The organism is Bacillus nitratireducens (genome assembly GCF_001884135.1).
GTDB lineage: Bacteria > Bacillota > Bacilli > Bacillales > Bacillaceae_G > Bacillus_A > Bacillus_A nitratireducens.
Genome location: NZ_MAOC01000051.1, coordinates 147630 through 162803 on the forward strand (window position 1 = coordinate 147630; position 15174 = coordinate 162803).

Here is a 15174-nt window from a genome sequence, read left to right on the forward strand (position 1 = left end):
TTATGTAAATTTCAGTTATAATTTGTATAAGTTTGTCTTTTCATATCAAGCATACTCCCCTTTACAAAGATAAATATAAACATGTTGGATTTCTTTTAATACGAACCTATTATTTTACATTTCGTAATATTATTCTTATTTTTTCTAATTTAAATAGAAATATGGTGAACTTTATGAAAACAGTAAAACTAGACGAATCTTTCATTCCATCCTTACTCTCTCTTTGCGAATCAGTTGGGTGGTTACAGCATGCGAGTTTTATGAAAGAGCAATTCCATATGTACCTTTCCATTGGCACAGTTTTTGGCTATGTGCATGAGAATAAACTTATTGCAGCGGGCGGGGTCTTTTCATTTGCCCCTGGATTTTCTTCTATCGGTATGTTAATCGTGCATCCTGATTTTCAAAGAAAAGGAATTGGCCGTATTTTGTTAAACAATAGCTTAAAAGTAATTCACCCATCGCTCCCTATTACGCTCATTGCAACAAAAGCTGGCGAACCCTTATATGAATCTTATGGATTTCAATCAATAACAACCATTCATCGTTTCGAAAAACAAGCGACTTACAAAAATACAAATTTTGTTCCCATAAAACAAATTCAGCAGACTGATGCTCAATCTCTAATTTCTCTTGATCAAACTGCGACTGGTGCAGATCGTTCTAAGCTTTATTTATCACTACTATCGAGAGCAACTTACTCCTTTAAAATAGAGCGGGATAATCAAATAGATGCTTTTGCTTTATGCATACAAAAAGGAGATGTACTATGTATCACTCCACTTATTTCAAAAAAAGAAAAAGACGCTATTCAATTATTAGAAATGATTTGTAAATCCTGGAATGGGACGATACGCATTGATGTTCCCCATTCACAATTTATTTTTCGCCAATTTCTTCAAACAGCAAATTTCCATGAAACACTTCTTTCACCTCTTATGATAAAAAATGGGGATCAACTTCCTGGAAATCGTAATATGCTATTTGCTATGATAGATGCAGCGTTATGTTAGAAAGGGGACACCTAATTGAAGCGATTTAGCTATTTTATGGTAGGTTGTCTTACTCTTACACTATTAGTAGGATGTAGTGCAGCAGAAAAGCCAGTAGAACAAGTAAAACAAGTTAAAAATACACTTACAGCGAAACTAGCTACCGAGGAAAAAATGGTAGAGATAGATGGTCAAACGATTTACTTTAAAAAGATTGGTGATAAAAAACCACCTTTACTTATGATCCATGGATTTGGAGGATCATCCGATGGTTTTCAAAAAATTTACTCCGATTTAGCAAAAGATCATACGATTATTTCTGTTGATGCTTTAGGATTCGGACGTTCCTCTAAGCCGATGGATTTTTATTATTCTTTCCCAACTCATGCAAATTTGTATTATAAGCTAATGAAAAAACTAGGATATGAATCATTCGCAATACTGGGACATTCGATGGGGGGAGAAATTTCTCTTAATTTAACATATTTATACCCTGAAGCGGTTACCCACCTTATTTTAACTGATGCTACAGGCGGCCCTCATACGCTCGTTAATAAACAAGGTTCACAAAAACCAAAGTTGTCGACTGATTTAAGTACCGTTTCTTCTATTGCAGATTATGATGAGAGCAAAGTTAAATTCAAGCGTAATGATGAAGAGCACTATAATAAAATGAAATTATGGCCTAGACGTCTTCAAATCAATGCAAATGAAATTAAACAACCAACTTTAATTATATGGGGAAGAAATGATAGTAGCGTTTCTTGGAAAGAGGGAGAAACTTATCATCAATTCTTAAAAAATAGTACTTTCCATATTATCGAAAAAGGTTATCACGCACCATTTCGTCAAGAGCCACAAGAATTTGTAGGGTATGTAAAAGATTTCTTCGAGAAAAATCCTATAAGTGCTGAAAAATAAACGGGTATCTCATGTTGAGATACCCGTTTTCATATATTAAGCAGCTTGCTTTTGGCGTTTTTGAGTTTTTGATCCTAGTACTTTTGGAATAATGAAGCCATCAACTCCAATTTTCCCAGCATTCATACCAGAAACAAGAACGAACATCGATAAAATAACCATTTCAGGGTTCACACCAATTGACCCACTAAACATATAGGAAAAGTTCATTAGAAGGCCGAAAAAGACCGCTGTTTTTGTTAAACAGCCTACAATTAAACCAATTCCGACTAAAATTTCTCCCCACGTCACAAGTGTATTAAATAAATCAACGTTTGGAATTGCAAAATCTTGTAAAAATGATGCCCACCAAGATTGAACAGCTGGTTGTGCTCCTTTAGATTTTTCAATTGCACCTTGTAAATAACCAGTTGCATCGAATCCTTTTCCTTGTAGTTTACCGATTCCAGCCATTACCCATGTGTAACCAAGATACACTCGAACTATCGCTAATACAAAAGAAACTGCTTTGTTTTCTCTTAAAAATTGAATAATCATATCTTCCTCCTAAAGTTGTAATTAAGTCAGTTACAGATAATATAATAACATTAGTTACTTACTTTTGAAATGTTAATTATGAATAATTTGTGACATACATAAAAACATTAAATACTAACGTTTATATAGTAACTTTTATTACCCGTAAAAACTTGAACATATCATACCACAAGTGATAATCATTTTCATTGAAGAAAATGTAAAAAAAATGTGAGTTAAATGTGAAACGCATTCATTCGAATATAGAACAAATGCGTTTCATGTTGCTTATATACTCGAAATGTACATGTCTCCTCATCGATTAATCTCGCTTCTCGAACAGCTTCTCATAACGTTTTGTTATGGTTAATAAGCCTGTAAAATAAGCGTATTGTAAACATAAGTGCTAAATTTCCACCTACATAATCTATCGATCTAACATACGATTTTGCATCATTATGCAAAATCGATTCTACTAGCTTCAGCTCCCCAAACTTACACCAATCGTTTACAATATGTATAATATGCAATTCTGCATATTACTTAATTTTCGCTACGCCAAAGTATACCCTCTGCTCATTTAAGTCGTACACATTTCTCCCTAACTCTTCCATTACAAATCCCCCCTCCTATAAGTCCATTTCATATATACCCGTTTCTTGTAAAAAATCAGCTCTAGTTAAAGCGACTTTCTGTAAATATTGCCTATACGCTGTAATTGTTCCATCATGTGAAACGATACAAATTTTTTCTGCTTTTAACTGATAGCACCAGTGCAGAAATTCATCTACTATTTGCTGAAATTCCTTCTCCGAGGTGATATTGACCCCCTCATTCCATAACAATTCATTTGTACTTTTTTCTAACAAAAAATGCGGAAATAAATTTTTTATTATCTTTCGATCTAACAATTGATCGCATGGCAATGTTTTGGCGGATTCCCGATAAGGAAAAATACGCGGGGATATATATGGATGAACAATTTTTTGACAAGCAACTTCCGCACTCCATATTGTCGCAGTTTGTAAAGTTCGAAGTGTAGGACTAACGATTAATATATCCTTTTCTTGTAATGGTACATCGCACTGAAGCAATTTTGCCTGCTTCTTTCCCACACCCGTCAATGACGGATTCACCGCTTGTAAACTTAATGGTAAATCTTTCGTATGCTCGCCTTCACCATGCCGAACAAAGACAAGTTTCATTCTCCTCTTCCTCTCACTAGAAAATGGTCTCACATATCTCTTCCCTATTTTTTTCTTTACTCCTGTTATTTTAAAAAGCAGAATGTAAAAAGTATTTGACATCAACATTTGGAAAACATTACAATTATATATGTAAAAAACTTTTTACAACAAGGGGAGGAATACAAATATGAAATGGATTATCATCTTTATCGGAATAATCATATGGGGATACATAAATGGCTTTTTTATTAGTGATAAGACTGCTAATCCTTGGATTACAGATGATGAACGTAAAACGAAAATTAAGCAAAAAGCAATTATCGCAAGCTGGTCCGGTGTTTTCATATTTTGTATCATGAACCTCTTAAACAAATGGTTAGGTTTAGGAACGAGCGATACATCACCTTATTTACCAGATCCTGTCGCAACTATTTTTAAAGAAAATGTAGAGTTACAAATTTTACTCATGTTATTCATTACGTATGGACTATTTTACTTATACTACCGAAGAAAACTAAGCGCTTAACTTTTATCTCATGATTATCCTCCTAAATGGTTATAGTAATTAGGACGCAATGAAAAAAGGAGAGATATAAAAATGAGTAACTCAAATGACTTTTTAGATACATTACATGAAAAACAAGCAAAAGATGAACAAAATAGAAAGCGCCAAGGGAACGGAAACCCTGCGAAAAAAAAGCCAAATAAAACACATAAATAACATTCAAAAACCTGCCTAAAAATTATATTTTAGGCAGGTTTTTTACTCATCTTTAACCGAAAGGACATCTTCCCAATTCCATTTCTCATAATACCACTCTGGCACATCTATATTTTCAATCCACTTCTTTTCATATTTCCCATTGCTATGAGCAAGCCATGCATCAGCTTTCTTACGATTCGAACGGATCCACATTAATTGGTTACTCTTCTTAATAAAAATAGGATTATAATCACCTTGGCTATTAGGTGGCTTTGTAATTTGATGTTGTTCATCATTTATACTATTTATCTCATATAAAGATGGCAGTGGTCTTTTTTCTAGAGGTAAAGATAAATCTGCTTCCTTTACCCTTGAAATGATAATTACATTATCGTTCTTCCATGTGAAATCCCAATCAACATATCCTTTTGGAGTAAATGTGTTCTGCTGTAATGCCGGCAGTTCTTTTACTTTTAAATGTTTATTCTCTAATGCAACTCTCCCGCTTCCTTCAATATAGGCTAATATATTTTTTGATGGCGCCCATTTGAACCATTGTGTGTTTAACAACATTTGATCTATATTTTCAAAACGACTGCCATCTGCTCGTATTAAACACAGTGTATTACTATCAGCTGACCACGAAGCTGTTGGCACCGCTAAAAATGAGATCCATTTTTGGTCTGGTGACCACTTAAATCCACTTGCGACTAACGCTAAAAAATCATCGTGCTCATTTGGTAATGCATATATATGTTTCATTTTGTGCGGATTCATATTTGCATCCTTTTGTATTTCATATAACTGAGCACCTGTCCATCCTGTTGGAAGCAAGTACGCTTCAGAGGAAACAAAAAACCTCTGTCCGTCTGGGTACCAAGCATAATCCCCTACACCATTGGCTACATTTTCAAAATCGGCAATCTTTTTTTCTGCATCAAATGTATTTAATGTACCTGTAAATATAAATGCAATTATATTCTCTGTTGGTGACCATTGATAATTCGATGCTTCTGATTGAGATGGTGTAACTTTCTTTCCATCTTTCAGCCGATACAGTTCAAAATGATTTCGCTTCTTTCCTTTTGCATATGCAAGCCATTCTCCATTATGTGACCATTTCGGCCCTGTTATGTACTCTCCTTTTGTAATTTGTTTTTCTTTCTCACCGACTTTAATCCATAGATTATGATTACGAATAAAGGCAACTTTCACTTCATTATTTTCTGCGCCTTTAATCGAACTGGAACAGAAAAAAAGGCACAAGATCATGATTACACTTACTATAAACCTTTTCATATAGCACCCCCATTTTCCATCTTTAGCATTCCTCATATTCCGCTTACTATATACAAATTTTACCCATTCGACATAATCCCCAAAAATTTCCCAAGAAATTTTCAATTCAAAGAGGATTGGTATGAATTATGTCGAAAATATAGTTTAGCCAACATTCGTCTTTGTATTTAATGATAAAAATGTAAGATGACTTTTCGGAATATTGGCACTTTTTATCAGGGGGAGTTTCAATGAAAAAAACTACATCTACACTATTAAGTATGGCGCTCGTCTTTTCGAGTTTTGGAGCTTTAAGCGCCCATGCTGAGTCACTGCAACAAGAGAAGCAATTTAGTCCACAGTTAAAAGCGAATATTGAACAATGGGGCGAAAATAAAATCGCGCAAAATGTTGAAACAAAAACATCAAAAGAAATTTCAGTCATTGTAGAATTGCAACATGCTCCACTCGCTTCACAAAGTAACATTCAGCATGCTCCGGACCTAAAAAATAGCAATGTGCAATCATACCATGCACAACTAAAAAAGGCACAAGAGGATACAACAAAAAAAATTAAAGAAAAAGCACCGAAGGCAACGATAAAAGAAACATATAGTACATTATTTTCTGGGTTTTCTATTTCTATCCCAGGAGATCAAATTGCTGCTTTAGCTTCTTTACCTGAAGTAAAAGCAATTTATCCGAACCTAACATATAAATTACATGAGACATCAAAAAGCGCTACTAACGAAGAAGCACCAAATATCGGCGGACCGACAATTGGTGCACCTGAAGCATGGAATTTAAAAGATCCAACTGGCAAACCCCTTGATGGAAAAGGAATGAAAGTTGCTATTATCGATTCAGGTGTAGACTATACCCATCCTGATTTACAAGCAAATTATATTGGTGGCTACGATACAGTTGATGAAGATAATGATCCGATGGATGGAAACGTCCACGGTACCCATGTTGCTGGAATTATTGCTGGTAACGGAAAAATAAAGGGAGTTGCTCCTAATGCTTCTATACTCGCTTACCGCGTCATGAATGATGGTGGTACTGGTACGACCGAAGATATTATTCAAGGTATTGAGCGCGCTATTCAAGATGGTGCCGATGTTTTAAATCTATCTCTCGGTCAAGATTTGAATGTACCTGATCAACCTGTAACAATGACGTTAGAGCGCGCAGCAAAACTTGGTGTTACTGCGGTCGTCTCAAATGGAAATGATGGACCAAAACCTTGGTCTGTTGACGCTCCTGGTAACGCAAGTAGTGTCATCTCTGTTGGAGCATCCACTGTTTCTATTCCATTTCCAACATTCCAAGTAGCTGGTTCCAATAAATCTTACCAAGGATTACCGTTATCAAAAGCAGACTTCCAAGTAGGAAACGATGCTCAGCTTGTCTATGTTGGCTACGGTAATTCAAGCGATTACGCTAAACAAGATGTGAAAGGGAAGTTTGCCCTTGTTTTACAAGGAACTTCGAGCGCATTAGTAAAAGCAGAACAAGCGAAACAAGCTGGCGCTCTCGGCGTGCTACTCATTTCTAACGAAAAAGAAATTGATCTTATGCCCGAATATTTTGGACGTGCAGATATAGCTCTCCCAGTTATGCAACTATCCAATACAAATGGCGAAGAGTTGAAAAATTTAATTACAAAACGAAAGAAAAATATAAAAATTGGGCAACCAAAGCAAACAGAACTTATTGGTGACTTTAGTTCAAGAGGACCGTCACAAGGAAGTTGGCTCATAAAACCTGATGTTGTTGCACCTGGAGTACAAATTACTAGTACTGTACCAAGAGGTGGCTATGAATCTCACAACGGAACAAGTATGGCTGCGCCGCAAGTAGCAGGAGCTGTTGCCCTGCTACGTCAAATGCATCCTGATTGGACGACAGAACAATTGAAATCTGCTCTTGCCAACACTGCAAAAACATTAAAGGATGTCAATGAAAATACATATCCTGTCATGGCACAAGGATCTGGTTTAATTAACATTCCAAAAGCTGCCCAAACAGATGCATTAGTGAAACCGAACAACGTAAGTTTCGGTCTTATTAAACCAAATAGCGGTAAAGTGAAGTTAACACAAAATATTACGTTACAAAATCTTTCTAACAAAAAGAAAAACTTTTCAACTCGTATTGAATTACTAGATACAAAAACAAAAGTCCAGACTTCTTTCCCTTCTTCGATTAGTATGAAACCTAATAGTAACATCGAAAAACCTTTTACAATTACTGTTGATAGCTCCTTACCACAAGGTATATATACAGGAAATCTATATGTAAAAGAGCAAGGGAAGACTGAAGAAATGCGTATTCCATTTACATTTAGCATCGATCCGAAAGAATACAAGCGTATTGATGGCCTTGAAATCGTTAATTCTACTTTCAGTCCAAATAATGACAAAATACTAGATGACAACCTGATCAATTACTATTTAGTTACACCAGTTGAGGATGTAACATTTCACGCTAATTTAATTACGAAAGACCGTGTAGCATATCAAGGCATGATACATCAAGGGAAAAATGAAACACCTGGTTATAAATCTTTCAAATGGAATGGTACGAAAACTGACGGATCTCCTCTACCTGATGGCTTATACCAAATCGAAGCTGTTGCTTCTAACTCTGGTGGAGAAACAAAGCAAACAGGAGCTGTATTTGTCGATCGCACTGCACCGAAGTTATCGTCTGAAGTAGATCAAGAAAACCTCGTAATTAGAGGGAAAGTAGATGATATACTTTTAGATTGGATGACAGAATCCGGATGGGTTGCTCCAGGACATCCAGTAACGATACAATATGAAATTAACGGAAATGGTGTGTGGGAAAGTGCGTTCCTGAACCCTTGGGAGAAAAGTTACGACATTTATTTCGATCGTAACCAATTACAACAAGGAAAGAATACCATTCATATTGTAGCAACCGATGCAGCTGGAAATACATCTAATTTAAATGTTGATTTAGAAGTAAAATAATATTTTTTTGTTGACAAGCTTTCAAATATAGTTTTATAATACAAAACATAGTTTAGTTGAACAAATTATATATCGGCTTTGAAGGAATACTAGTAGCGACTTATATCCCTGTCTCAGAGAACTGATGGTTGGTGCAAATCAGTACATATACAAGCGTGAATTACAATTCTGGAGCTTCTTTCCCGTAGTGCACATAATGCATGAAGAGGAAGACGGATCTTTCCGTTATCTTAAAGTGAGTGGTAAACAATTTTTATGTTTACAATTAGGGTGGTACCGCGATTTTTATCGTCCCTATCGGATTTTCCGATAGGGACTTTTTTGCGTCCTTCCCTTTTATACAACTTCATATATACGCATTGAAAGAATCGCAGTAGTATATTATATCCCTGTTACAGAGAGCTAGTGGTCGGTGGAAATTAGCACATATATAAGTATGAATTACAATTCTGGAGCTTCTTTTTCGTAGTGCTTTTATGCATGAAGGAAAAGACGGAGTTTTTCCGTTATCATGAATTGAGATGTAAGTGTATTTTCACTTACAAATAGGGTGGTACCGCGATTTTTTCGCCCCTATCGGATGTTCCGATAGGGGCTTTTTCTATTTCTCAAAGAAACAAATGTTAAATAATTCCGAATCTTATGATAAAATTTTATAAGCGCTTACAATTTTAAGGGAGGTGATATAAGCTATACAAAACTCATATTCAATTTTATAGAAAACAAGGAGGATGTCTAAATGACAAAGAAAACAGAAATCCCATCGCATTTAAAACCATTCGTATCCACACAACATTATGATCAATACACACCGGTGAATCACGCTGTGTGGCGTTACATTATGAGACAAAATCATAGCTTCTTAAAAGACGTTGCCCATCCAGCCTATGTGAATGGACTACAATCATCTGGTATTAATATAGATGCAATTCCAAAGGTAGAAGAAATGAACGACTGTTTAGCACCAAGCGGCTGGGGAGCCGTAACGATTGACGGACTTATTCCTGGCGTCGCATTCTTCGATTTTCAGGGGCACGGATTACTACCAATTGCAACAGATATTCGTAAAGTAGAAAATATCGAGTACACACCAGCTCCAGATATTGTACACGAAGCGGCAGGACACGCACCGATTTTACTTGATTCTACATATGCAAAATATGTGAAACGTTTTGGCCAAATTGGTGCGAAAGCTTTCTCAACAAAAGAAGAACATGATGCATTTGAAGCTGTTCGTACATTAACGATTGTCAAAGAAAGCCCTACTTCTACTCCTGATGAAGTTAAAGCTGCTGAAAATGCTGTAATTGAAAAACAAAACTTAGTTTCTGGTTTATCAGAAGCTGAACAAATTTCACGTCTTTTCTGGTGGACAGTGGAGTACGGATTAATTGGAAATATTGAAGATCCAAAAATTTACGGTGCTGGCCTTCTTTCTTCTGTCGGTGAAAGCAAACATTGCTTAACAGATGCTGTAGAAAAAGTTCCTTTTTCCATCGAAGCATGTACAGGGACAACTTATGATGTAACAAAAATGCAGCCACAGCTATTTGTTTGTGAATCATTTGAAGAGTTGACTGAGGCACTTGAGCAGTTCTCTACAACGATGGCGTTTAAAACAGGTGGCTCAGAAGGATTAGAAAAAGCAATCCGCTCCGAAAATCATGCTACAACTGAGCTAAGTAGCGGATTACAAATTACAGGTACCTTTACAGAAACAATTAAAAATGATGCTGGTGAAGTCATTTACATGAGAACAAGCTCTCCAACTGCATTAGCAATGCATAATAAACAGTTGGCAAATCATTCTACATCTGTACATAGTGATGGATTCGGGACACCGATCGGATTACTAGATGGAGATATTGCATTAGAAAATTGTGCAGAAGAACAGTTACAATCTTTAGGTATTACAATTGGAAATAATGTAGAACTTACTTTTGCAAGTGGCATACATGTAAAAGGAACAGTAACAGACATTATAAAGAATGATAAAAAGATTGCTCTTATCTCCTTTATGGATTGCACAGTTACTCATAAAGATCGCATATTATTTGATGCTTCGTGGGGAGCATTTGATATGGCTGTTGGCTCACAGATCACTTCGGTATTCCCAGGAGCAGCAGATGCAGCCGCATTCTTCCCGATGGATGAAGAAGTTCAAGAAACTCCTGGTCCTCTTGTACTGACTGAGCTTGAACGTATGTATCAAACAGTTCGGGATATTCGTAATGAAAATATTTTACACGATGCTCACACTGATCAATTAGCAGCAATTCAAGAGGTATTAAATAAATTTTATCCGAAAGAATGGCTGCTTCGCCTTGAAATATTAGAATTACTTTTAGAGCATAACAAAGGGCACGAAACATCAGCAGCATTATTACAACAACTTTCTACTTTCACAACTGACGAAGCTGTAACACGCCTTATTAACAATGGTCTTGCGCTACTGCAGGTAAAGGATGTGAAAAATGATGCTACGATTAACTGAAGAAGAAGTTCAAGGGGAATTATTAAAGGTAGATAAATGGATGGTAAAAGATGAAAAATGGATTGAACGAAAATATATGTTTTCCGACTACTTAAAAGGAGTCGAATTTGTCTCTGAAGCCGCCAAACTATCAGAAGAACATAATCACCATCCATTTATCCTTATCCAGTATAAAGCAGTCATTATTACTTTGTCATCTTGGAATGCAAAAGGTTTAACGAAACTAGATTTTGACCTTGCAAAGCAATTTGACCAACTATTTTTACAAAACGAAAAAGCAATTATAAGAAAGTAAAAAAGAGAAGCCTTTTTTAGGCTTCTCCTTTTATTTTGAAATATATACAATGTCCAAATGGATCCTTGGCCTGTAATATTCCATCTTTGTACGTAGCAATTTTGCCAATATTTTTTAAGCTTTCACATACTTGCTCTTTTTGTTTTTCATCCGCTAGTACAATTGTGAAATATTTCAAACCAACGGAATTTGGCATTTGTGGTGGTATTCCTTCACCTTGCCACGTATTTAAACCGATATGATGATGATAACCACCTGCGGATACGAACAACGCTCCATTGCGAGCTGGGATTGTTACTTCAAAGCCAAGACCATCAACGTAGAAACGTTTCGCTTCTTCTAAGTCAGCTACATGTAAATGAATATGCCCCATCACAGTACCAGCCGGGAACCCATTCCATGCACTTCCTTGCTGCAATAATCCTTCGCCGTCTAACGGGTTACTAACAAATGGTAGCTCTCCATTCTCATCACGCCAAACTTCTTTTTGGCGATCATGATAAATTTCAATCCCGTTTCCATCTGGATCAGCTAAATAAAGAGCTTCACTAAAGTAATGGTCAGCCCCACCATGTAATGGGTGCACTCTCTCAACAAAATGGCGAAGAATATTGGCTAAGTCTTGTCTGTTTGGTAATAAAATTGCATAGTGATATAAACCAGTTCGACCTCTTTGCTTCGGAAGAGCGTCTTCCTTTTCTTCTATTATGAGAAGTGGCTCATTTTCCTCATTACCAAACGTAACGATTGTACTTGTTTCTTCCAATACCTTCATACGCAATACTTCTGTATAAAACTCTAGCGATTTCTTTAAATTTGATACATATAAATGAACAACCCCAAGTGTTGTTTCGGGATGAAGTTGAAAGCTCATCTTGTTATACCCCCATTTAAATTAGTTCTTCTTTGACATTTTCTCTTTTAAGAAATTATCTACAAAACCATCAGCTTTCGCAACAAATAAGTACGCACCCATTGCTAACAATGCAAGTTCTAATTCGAAGCCAGGATTTTTTCCATCTCCTAATAAACCAGCTGACCATTTCACTTTTACAATCGCTCCAACCATAACAAGTGCAAATAATAATCCAATATATCTTACACCTAAACCTAGAATTAACAATAGACCTCCAACTAATTCAACTGTTGCTACACCGTACGCAAGTCCTCCTGGTAAACCAATGCTTGTAAACCACCCTGCAATATTGTCAATTCCTGATTGGAATTTTGTTAAACCGTGCATAAAGAACGTTACCCCTAACACGATACGAATAATTAAGTTACCAATATGTTGATTCATTTCTTTCTCTCCTTTATAGTTTTCTTATACAAAACTTTTATTCACATTACAAAACATACACTAATTATTTTTATTCGTCAATTCATTTTTCATGAGAAAAAATATATTTTTTTTGCTATGATACAAATAGTTGTTTACAAAAAGGAGCTTGATTTTATGAATATTGGTTCTGCAATACGTGAAATTCGTCAACGTAGAGGCATAACAATTGCACAAATTTGTGAAGGAACAGGGCTTTCTAAAGGCTTTATGAGTCAGGTTGAAAATAATAAAACATCACCGTCTATCTCAACTTTAGATACAATCTCCAATTTTTTAAACGTTCCCCTTCCTTATTTATTGTTAGAACAAAAAGATCGATTGAAAATTGTCAAAAAAGACGAACGGAAATACAGTGTATACGGCAAAGATGAGCAAAGAATTGAACATGTTGCGGAGCAAGGTGGACTTCGCCTAAATCTCGTGGAAATTCCTGCCGGGTTTCCGAAAGAAAACTCACCAAACGCCCATGAAGGTGAAGAGTGTCATCTTGTATTACGCGGAAAGCTAGAAGTTCAACATGGTGAAGATATTGCAATTGTAGAAGAAGGTGATTCTTTCTCTTGGAATGCGTGCGTTCCACATATTGTTCGTAATATAGGGGAAGAAACTGCATTATTACTTATCTCTAGCCATGCAGAAAATCGAAAACGTGTTTACTAAAAAATAAAAAGAAGCCTGTCTCATAACAGGCTTCTTTTTTCATTCCCTTATAATTCCATAACTCGTCCCAACTAGCACAGTCTTTTCATGTTGGTTGCGATAAACTGACTCGATTGAAACTTTTTTATACCCTTCCATTTGCTCAATATTTGTTAAAGTTAATTCACAAGTAATCGTATCCCCTGTAAAAACTGGTCTAATAAACTCACTTACTAATTCTCTTGCTATGTAATGTAACTCTTCGCCTACTTTCGTTCCAATGCTAGCAGTCAATAAACCATGAACCATTAATCGTCCATTCTCATCATATTCCATATGATGTCTCCCTTTATCACCTGTAATATTTGCAAATTCGAAAACTTCTTCCTCAGTAAATCTTCTTTCGTATTTAAATACTTCCCCAACTTTTATACTCATTTTTATCCCCCGTTTAATAAACTGAATTTTCTTTTATTTTATCATAAAATGAGTCTCAATTCAGTTTATATTATTAAAATAGCAATCCTTTTTCTTCACTACCTTATAAGTTTATCGGTGTCCATCCTTTTTTGCTACTTGATACCCGTAGTACGCACATGTCCCATTTCTTGATAACTCTCTTACTTCAAAACCACAACTTCTATAAAAATCAAAATTGGTAGCGGCTGTATGTGCAAACCAATCACCATGAGGAAGCTTTTGCAAACAAAGAGCTACCAGTTTCTTACCTAATCCTTTCCCTCTATACTCATACTTCACAACTAAATTTACTATGTTAGCAACCATGATTTGATCAGAAATCACTCTAACCATCGCGACCATCTCTTCTTCATCCCAAATTGTGAAAGCCCATGTTGAATTTTCAAATGCTATCGAAAATTTTTCAATTTGCCAAGAAGGGATATTATCATTACTCCAACCAGCATCTTCAAATAATGTTTTAATTGCATAGGCTGGCACTCCATTCGTTCCTTCACGAATAATTAGTCCATTATGATAAATATACACGTAATCCCTCCTTTTATTTTTATATACCATTCTTCAAAAAGTATATTTTACCTTTAAAAAATTGAACTTTTTCATCCAACTCTCTTAATAGAATAAACTAAGACATCAATCCCATGAAATGCAGTTGTTTTTTCATAGCTAAGTCCTGTTTTTCTAGCTACAAATATTGAAGCTGGGTGGTTCGGATTAATAAGTGAAATTAATTTATTCATTTGTAATGCTTGAAAACCATAGTCTCGAAATGCCGCCGCTGCCTCTTTCGCATACCCTTTCCCCCAGTACTTAGGAAGTAGCCAATAGCCAATCTCAATTTCCTCTTTTCCATCTACCTTCTGCTTGACAAGCCCTGCATGACCAATTCGTATCCCTGTTTCCTTTTCAATCATTACAAATAAACCAAGACCATTTTTATAATTCGGAAGCACCCACTCCTCCAAACTTTTTTTACATTGCATATATGTTTTTAACGTCCCATTTCCAATATAGCGCATTACCTTCTCATTCCCCCATAAAGACGCATAAAACGATAAATCATCCCTTGTATATTTACGAAATTGTAAGCGATCTGTATGGAACACTTTTAACTCACTCCCATCATTTTGAACCTTATTACATATCAATATATTTCAAACTATATAAATGTTAACTAATTTGTAAAAGAAAGAAAATTCAGTCTTATAAAGGTGTATTATATCAAAAAAAAGCAGTAGACAAAAGAGTGTCTACTGCATCCATATCATAACTAGCAAAAAGAAAACTACAACTGAGGGGGGTGTAGGATTTTCAAATATACTAGATAC

The 15174-nt window shown here is 35.7% G+C and carries 16 protein-coding genes, 1 pseudogene and 2 other annotated features; of the genes and pseudogenes, 8 read left to right on the top strand and 9 right to left on the bottom strand.

All coding sequences use genetic code 11. The features are described from left to right. The first annotated feature begins 173 nt into the window (after positions 1–173). Complete coding sequence (locus BAU23_RS16700) at positions 174–1013, top strand: GNAT family N-acetyltransferase (protein ID WP_000859602.1); 840 nt, start codon at positions 174–176, stop codon at positions 1011–1013. A gap of 15 nt (positions 1014–1028) precedes the next feature. After that, positions 1029–1913, top strand: a complete 885-nt coding sequence (locus BAU23_RS16705; protein WP_000819823.1) for an alpha/beta fold hydrolase — start codon at positions 1029–1031, stop codon at positions 1911–1913. Between the two features lie 36 nt (positions 1914–1949). Here the strand turns inward: BAU23_RS16705 and BAU23_RS16710 are convergent, their stop codons facing one another. The 3 genes and pseudogenes from BAU23_RS16710 to BAU23_RS16720 form a co-directional block, all read right to left on the bottom strand. Then, positions 1950–2450: a DoxX family protein gene (locus BAU23_RS16710; RefSeq protein ID WP_000586624.1), complete on the bottom strand. Its 501-nt coding sequence runs from the start codon at positions 2448–2450 to the stop codon at positions 1950–1952. A 215-nt stretch (positions 2451–2665) separates the two neighbouring features. Beyond that, positions 2666–3058: pseudogene (locus BAU23_RS30625) on the bottom strand (hypothetical protein); the annotation flags it as partial. Further along, positions 3059–3634, bottom strand: a complete 576-nt coding sequence (locus tag BAU23_RS16720; protein ID WP_071734837.1) for a histidine phosphatase family protein — start codon at positions 3632–3634, stop codon at positions 3059–3061. It lies immediately after the preceding pseudogene. Between the two features lie 169 nt (positions 3635–3803). On the opposite strand from BAU23_RS16720, the gene BAU23_RS16725 reads away from it, so the two are divergent. Further along, positions 3804–4142, top strand: a complete 339-nt coding sequence (locus BAU23_RS16725) for a hypothetical protein (protein WP_000871134.1) — start codon at positions 3804–3806, stop codon at positions 4140–4142. Between the two features lie 72 nt (positions 4143–4214). Further along, positions 4215–4337 carry a DUF4023 domain-containing protein gene (locus BAU23_RS16730; protein ID WP_000071861.1) on the top strand — a complete coding sequence of 41 codons (123 nt, stop codon included), beginning with the start codon at positions 4215–4217 and terminating at the stop codon, positions 4335–4337. A gap of 42 nt (positions 4338–4379) precedes the next feature. Here BAU23_RS16730 and BAU23_RS16735 read toward each other — a convergent pair whose 3' ends face one another. Continuing rightward, positions 4380–5618: a TolB family protein gene (locus tag BAU23_RS16735; protein WP_071734838.1), complete on the bottom strand. Its 1239-nt coding sequence runs from the start codon at positions 5616–5618 to the stop codon at positions 4380–4382. Positions 5619–5848: 230 nt separating this feature from the next. Between BAU23_RS16735 and BAU23_RS16740 the strand changes: the two genes are divergently transcribed. The 3 genes from BAU23_RS16740 to BAU23_RS16755 all read left to right on the top strand — a co-directional run bounded on the left by BAU23_RS16740 (position 5849) and on the right by BAU23_RS16755 (position 11385). Further along, positions 5849–8596 carry a S8 family peptidase gene (locus tag BAU23_RS16740; RefSeq protein ID WP_071734839.1) on the top strand — a complete coding sequence of 916 codons (2748 nt, stop codon included), beginning with the start codon at positions 5849–5851 and terminating at the stop codon, positions 8594–8596. Between the two features lie 69 nt (positions 8597–8665). Further along, positions 8666–8895, top strand: a binding site (T-box leader). Positions 8896–8946: 51 nt separating this feature from the next. Continuing rightward, positions 8947–9174: a binding site (T-box leader), on the top strand. Between the two features lie 161 nt (positions 9175–9335). Beyond that, the gene (locus BAU23_RS16750) at positions 9336–11090 is read left to right on the top strand and encodes an aromatic amino acid hydroxylase (protein WP_000163178.1); all 1755 of its coding nucleotides are present in this window, start codon (positions 9336–9338) and stop codon (positions 11088–11090) included. Beyond that, entirely contained in the window at positions 11071–11385 is a 315-nt protein-coding gene (locus BAU23_RS16755) for a 4a-hydroxytetrahydrobiopterin dehydratase (RefSeq protein ID WP_000979550.1), read from the top strand. Before BAU23_RS16750 ends, BAU23_RS16755 begins: the two co-directional genes overlap by 20 nt. 16 nt (positions 11386–11401) lie before the next feature. Here the strand turns inward: BAU23_RS16755 and BAU23_RS16760 are convergent, their stop codons facing one another. Together BAU23_RS16760 and BAU23_RS16765 are read right to left on the bottom strand one after the other, a co-directional pair. Next, positions 11402–12259 (bottom strand): VOC family protein, encoded by an 858-nt coding sequence (locus BAU23_RS16760; RefSeq protein WP_000009855.1) that lies wholly within the window; start codon positions 12257–12259, stop codon positions 11402–11404. A 21-nt stretch (positions 12260–12280) separates the two neighbouring features. After that, on the bottom strand, positions 12281–12685 hold the full coding sequence (locus BAU23_RS16765) for a DoxX family protein (RefSeq protein WP_001071557.1): 405 nt from the start codon (positions 12683–12685) through the stop codon (positions 12281–12283). Between the two features lie 156 nt (positions 12686–12841). On the opposite strand from BAU23_RS16765, the gene BAU23_RS16770 reads away from it, so the two are divergent. Continuing rightward, positions 12842–13387 carry a helix-turn-helix domain-containing protein gene (locus BAU23_RS16770; protein WP_001020690.1) on the top strand — a complete coding sequence of 182 codons (546 nt, stop codon included), beginning with the start codon at positions 12842–12844 and terminating at the stop codon, positions 13385–13387. Positions 13388–13426: 39 nt separating this feature from the next. Here BAU23_RS16770 and BAU23_RS16775 read toward each other — a convergent pair whose 3' ends face one another. The 3 genes from BAU23_RS16775 to BAU23_RS16785 all read right to left on the bottom strand — a co-directional run bounded on the left by BAU23_RS16775 (position 13427) and on the right by BAU23_RS16785 (position 14994). Further along, positions 13427–13804, bottom strand: coding sequence for a hotdog family protein (locus tag BAU23_RS16775; protein WP_000025016.1), 378 nt, complete (start codon positions 13802–13804; stop codon positions 13427–13429). 111 nt (positions 13805–13915) lie between these two features. Then, positions 13916–14374 (bottom strand): GNAT family N-acetyltransferase, encoded by a 459-nt coding sequence (locus BAU23_RS16780; RefSeq protein ID WP_000276110.1) that lies wholly within the window; start codon positions 14372–14374, stop codon positions 13916–13918. 71 nt (positions 14375–14445) lie between these two features. Further along, a complete protein-coding gene (locus BAU23_RS16785; RefSeq protein WP_002077284.1) occupies positions 14446–14994 on the bottom strand; it encodes a GNAT family N-acetyltransferase in 549 nt (182 codons plus the stop codon). Between the last annotated feature and the right edge of the window lie 180 nt (positions 14995–15174).